The sequence below is a fragment of the Congregibacter sp. genome (genome assembly GCF_965660375.1).
GTDB lineage: Bacteria > Pseudomonadota > Gammaproteobacteria > Pseudomonadales > Halieaceae > Congregibacter.
This window is the reverse complement of record NZ_CBFHZO010000013.1, coordinates 1-2,099: the sequence shown is the minus strand read 5'-3', so window position 1 is coordinate 2,099 and position 2,099 is coordinate 1. Positions and strand designations below refer to the sequence as shown.

At 57.8% G+C, this 2,099-nt stretch carries 4 protein-coding genes; 2 read left to right on the top strand and 2 right to left on the bottom strand.

Annotated elements, in window-relative coordinates; genetic code table 11:
- A partial coding sequence (locus ACTG3T_RS01330; RefSeq protein ID WP_439100463.1) for an alcohol dehydrogenase catalytic domain-containing protein occupies positions 1-828 on the bottom strand: 828 nt, incomplete at its 3' end.
- 249 nt (positions 829-1,077) lie between these two features.
- On the opposite strand from ACTG3T_RS01330, the gene ACTG3T_RS01325 reads away from it, so the two are divergent.
- Entirely contained in the window at positions 1,078-1,608 is a 531-nt protein-coding gene (locus ACTG3T_RS01325) for a c-type cytochrome (protein WP_439100462.1), read from the top strand.
- Entirely contained in the window at positions 1,605-1,988 is a 384-nt protein-coding gene (locus ACTG3T_RS01320; protein ID WP_439100461.1) for a hypothetical protein, read from the top strand. Before ACTG3T_RS01325 ends, ACTG3T_RS01320 begins: the two co-directional genes overlap by 4 nt.
- On the opposite strand, the gene ACTG3T_RS01315 is transcribed toward ACTG3T_RS01320, so the two are convergent.
- The coding region (locus tag ACTG3T_RS01315; protein ID WP_439100464.1) for a transposase at positions 1,962-2,099 on the bottom strand (138 nt) is incomplete at its 5' end. The genes ACTG3T_RS01320 and ACTG3T_RS01315 overlap by 27 nt on opposite strands.

The following is a 2,099-nucleotide window of genomic DNA, read 5'->3' as shown; positions in this document are numbered from 1 at the left end:
CATCTTTTTCGCCTGATCGGAACCATAGCGCGAGTACTCGGTCATTTTGCTCACGGCGACCTGCTCCATGGCTTTAAAGCAGGTATCGACAGCATTGCCGCCGCCGATGGGATCAAAGCCGAAGTAGGCATCGGTGGTCTCAATGGCGCTCTTGAGCTGCTTGAAATAATCATCGTCGGAAGAGTTGATGACGTGGGTCGCACCCAGGCCCTTGAGCAGCTCCACGTGCTCTGCCTTCCGGACAATGTTTACCAGGGGAATGTCATCTTCCTGGCAAATTTTCACCAGCATCTGGCCGAGGTTTGACGCCGCAGCGGTGTGGATGATCGCGCCCTGGTTTTCCATTTTTGCGGTTTCTACGAAACCGAGCGCCGTCATGGGATTCACGAAGGCAGAAGCACCCTGCTCGGAAGTAAGATCGCCCAGAGGCAGGCACATTCCCGCGTCGGCGTAGCAGTATTGGGAGTAGGCATTGCCAGGTACGCAGGCAACCCGCTGCCCCATGAGGGCTTGCGCGGCTTCGGTATCACCCGCGGCGATGACGGTACCGGCGCCTTCGTTGCCCACGGGCAAACGCTGACCGTGACGGGCTTTTTGGGCGCTGTTAAAGGGCTCAGGCATATCTGCAACAAACTTGCCCGGGGAGTACTCGGCGTTGTCCAGATCAGCAGCACTGGTGAGAATCGCAAGGTCAGACGGGTTAATAGGCGCCGCTTCCATCTGAACCAGCACGGAGTTGCCCGTGGGAGCCGCGAACTCTTTTTCTACGACCTCAACGGTGAGTTTGCCGTCGGCGAGCGTGCTGTAAAGCTGTTTACCGGTGGTCATGGTTAGCTATCCTTTTTAGTGAGTCGGTATGAGGGCGGTGATTATATACGGCGGCAGACAAATACACCCGCAACACAAGGAGTCGCTCAAACAGGGTGACATCACTCGGGCTATGGCTTGCGGCACCGACGACACTTAAGGCATGGTGAGTTAAGCGCAAAACTTGCTTTGGATGCCTGTATGCAGCCAATAAATCCCTGCAATTCGCAACTACGCACCCCTGGCTGGCTAGCGCTAGGGGCTTTGATTTTGGCTGGGGGTTTCCCGGCTCTTCAGGCCAGCGCAGAAAGCTCGGCCAGTATGGGGTTGGGGACGATCGCCTCCGCTGCGGAGATTGCCGCAAGGGACATCGATGTCTCCCCCGATGGCCGAGGCCTGCCAAGTGGTAGCGGCAGTGTCGCAGCTGGAAAGGCGGTTTACGCAAAAACATGCGCAAACTGCCATGGCGATGCCGGGAAGGGTGCATCAGCAGCGGCACTGGCCGGCGGTGAACGAGTGAGCCCCGACGCCTTAGCGGCGGATCGTTCGCTTGTCCGGGACATTGGCAACTACTGGCCTTATGCCACCACATTGTTTGACTACATCCGTCGCGCGATGCCTTACGAGAGCCCAGGCTCGCTTTCTGATAATCAAGTTTATGCCAGCACCGCCTTCATCCTGTACCTGAATGGACTGCTTGATGCGGATAGCACCCTTGATGCGAGGACACTGCCGACCATCACCATGCCCGCTCTTCAATACTATCGCGACGACAACCGCGCATCGGGCGGTGAACTGTGAGCAGGTCAAGGCCTTCGGATGGCATGGTGATGGATCGACGACAATTACTGGGCGCAGCGGTGGGCTCCGCTGGCGCCGTCGCCGCCGGTGTTTCGCTAGGCGTCGACGCCAGCAGTGAGGCACGCAAGCCGGGACCCGGCCCTTCCGCGCTGGGCGAGCGTTCTCCTTTTGCCGAGATCGCGCGAGTACCGGCGCTGGGAATTGCATCATTCACACCGCTGGAGAACCTGGTGGGGACTGTCACGCCCTCTGATCTGCACTTCGAACGTCACCACGGTGGCATACCGCCTTTAGATCCTTACACCCACGAGCTGCTCTTGCACGGGATGGTGGAACGCCCCCTTAAATTTGGTTCATCGCGCCTTTCCGGGAAAAGCTGATTTGATCTTCAGGAAAAAGTAGTCGCTATCGCGATAGCCGTAGGCCATGCGTTTGATGACCTTGATGCGGTTATTCACTCCTTCCAGCACGCTCGTATTCAGAGGGTAAAC